Genomic DNA, 2,953 nt, shown 5'->3' on the forward strand with positions numbered 1-2,953 from the left:
ACTTGAATGCAAGAAGAGAGTAAGCGTCTAGCAAAGTGCACCTGCCAATAGCTCATCAAACCGATTAAGCTATTTCTGAATTTCAATTAGGAGATAGCCATGAGAAAAACACGTAGCCTTGAGCAGTAGAAACAAAGATGACACCCATCCTAAAGTTTGATACTTGAATGCAAGAAGAGAGTAAGCGTCTAGCAAAGTGCACCTGCCAATAGCTCATCAAACCGATTAAGCTATTTCTGAATTTCAATTAGGAGATAGCCATGAGAAAAACACGTAGCCTTGAGCAGTGGTGTAACATTATCGAAGAACAACAAGCCAGCGATTTAACTATTACTGAGTTTTGCCAGCAACGTGCCTTATCTAAAACAAGCTTTTATGCGGCACGAAGTAAGCTTAATACTGAATCCAGTCGTTTTGTTCAAGCAAAAGTCACTAAACACGTCGCCCCCACTGAACAGCAACAGCCGATCACGCTTGCTATCGGCAGCGTAAAAATTAGCTTACCACCCACAATGCCTGTCGCTTATTTGAGTCAATAAAAAATAATAAAAAGGACACCCACCCTAAAGTTTGTATTTTTTGTATTTTGCACTAACGTTTAATTAGGACAAGAAACAAAGATGACACCCATCCTAAAAAGAAAACAAAGATAAAGAAAACAAAGATGACACCCATCCTAAAGTTTGTAAGCGTCTAGCAAAGTGCACCTGCCAATAGCTCATCAAACCGATTAAGCTATTTCTGAATTTCAATTAGGAGATAGCCATGAGAAAAACACGTAGCCTTGAGCAGTGGTGTAACATTATCGAAGAAAAATGAATAAAGATGACACCCATCCTAAAGTTTGATACTTGAATTCAAGAAGAGATAAGTTTTTAGCCCAAAAGAGTAAACTTAGTAGCGCAGTTTTATTTGCTCAATTAAAGTGGCTGTCTAGTTTATTTATTCAGAATATCCCGAATTCATTATGCAAGTGGCATGCTTGATTCATTCACTTATGGTAATGGCGTTACCCATAAAACCACCTTGCATGCAGATAGCTTATTACCCAAACAGCTTAAAGACACCGGCCCCACAGGGTCAAGTATTCCAAGCACGGTGATGTCACTCACTTATGACTACGATCATAATGCAAATGTGACGTCTATTATAGATGGTCAAAACAGCGCCTATAGTTTAACTAATTTACAGTATGACGGCCTAGACCGTTTAACCAGTACAACAGGCGGCTCAGGCATAGGCTCAAGTACCTTGCGCTACGATGGTTTAGGCAACATCATCTATTACCAAAGCAAAGGTAAAACACTTAATTATACCTACGACTATACAAAAAACCGCTTAAGCAGTGTAACTGGCGTGAGTGGTCGGTATGGCTCAATAGGCTATGATACCCGCGGAAATATAAAACATAATGGCGCATATAGTTTAGATTTTAATGCGGCCAATCAACTTACCACAGCGAAAGGTAATAGTTATTTATATGATGGTCACAACCGCCGCGTAAAACAGAGCGATGGCAATGGCACCAGCTATTCAATGTACAGCCAAGATGGTACATTACTGTACAGAGAAAAAGGCGACACTATAACAGGCTACGGTACTAACTATATTTACTTAGGTAAAAAGCTGATTGCCAAGTACGGTGACGTAACACCGCAAACAGTGAATGAAAGCCGACAGCACAGCCGCCCATTTGGTGAATCGATAGAAGCACCCAAAGATGACGTAGGGTACACAGGGCATAAATTCGACACCGACTTAGGGTTGAGTTATATGCAGGCACGATACTATGATCCAGTTATCGGGCGGTTTTATTCGAATGATCCGGTGGATGCTATGGAAGCAATTAGAAGGGGGAGCCCCGTTCATGGTTTTAACAGATATGCGTATGCGCAAAATAACCCGTATAAATATACCGACCCGGATGGTGAATGGATTATCCATGCTGTAGCTGCGGCGGTAGGAGCAGCAGTAAGTGGTTATCAAACCTATCAGAAAACTGGTGGAGACTGGGCAGCTACTGCAAAATCTGCAGCGATTGGAGGCGCTAGTGCAGCGTTATCGTTATCTCCGGGAGGAGTAGTAAGAAACGTTGCGAAGGCGTTTGGAGTTGGGGCTGCGGCTGACGCTGACGCCACGTCACAGGTGTTAGTCGATGGCAAATACTTTACAGATATTGATCCAGTACAGAGTTTGCAGACAGGTGCAGAGGCAGGTGTCGGAACACTAGCTGGAAGTGGAGCATCAAAACTAGTGCCTACTAGAAATATGTCTTCGGTAAGCGAACCGTCGGTTCCTGCTGGACGTACTCAGAGAACAATGGGTCATCCGGGTACAATTAAGTCAGATGCTATTAAACAAGGAGCTGTAGGTGCAGCTATCGGTGGTGCAACTGCGGTTGCAATTAACGAAACTAAAGAAGTATTAGATGACATCTAGTGATCGAATGTTAAAAAACAGAATCTATGTGCTTATTGCATGTTTGTTCTTATATTTTTTTGGTTCTGTAAAGTTGCTTGAGCCATATGGTGATCTGACAGATGATCTGAATGGATTTGTTTTGGTATTTTTAATTTTGATTATTGTTGGTTTATGTCTTTTAACAGAATACATTGTTTTTTTGTTCTTCAAGAAGTACATCTACCAAGATTAATAGGTTAGGAATAGACAGAGTTAAAGCAAAGTGTTTGTTGACAGTTGGAGTTTATATGAGAAAGACGAACAAAGGACGAACAAAGAGACACCCATCCTAAAGTTTGTATTTTTGATGTTTAACATTAAATTTTAACTAGAAATAATTAAGATGGGTGTCAACTTAAGTTACTCTAGGAATAGACAGAGTTAAAGCAAAGTGTTTGTTGACAGTTGGAGTTTATATGAGAAAGACGAACAAAGGACGAACAAAGAGACACCCATCCTAAAGTTTGTATTTTTGATGTTTAACATTAAATTT

At 40.4% G+C, this 2,953-nt stretch carries 2 protein-coding genes; both read left to right on the forward strand.

From position 1 onward, the window contains the following. The first annotated feature begins 260 nt into the window (after positions 1 to 260). Positions 261 to 539, forward strand: a complete 279-nt coding sequence (locus HH219_RS21430) for an IS66 family insertion sequence element accessory protein TnpB (protein ID WP_169328572.1) — start codon at positions 261 to 263, stop codon at positions 537 to 539. Between the two features lie 439 nt (positions 540 to 978). Continuing rightward, positions 979 to 2,439 carry an RHS repeat-associated core domain-containing protein gene (locus HH219_RS22220; protein ID WP_169328573.1) on the forward strand — a complete coding sequence of 487 codons (1,461 nt, stop codon included), beginning with the start codon at positions 979 to 981 and terminating at the stop codon, positions 2,437 to 2,439. Positions 2,440 to 2,953: the final 514 nt, after the last annotated feature.

The sequence above is a fragment of the Pseudoalteromonas sp. NEC-BIFX-2020_015 genome, from assembly GCF_012952265.1.
Lineage (GTDB): Bacteria > Pseudomonadota > Gammaproteobacteria > Enterobacterales > Alteromonadaceae > Pseudoalteromonas > Pseudoalteromonas neustonica.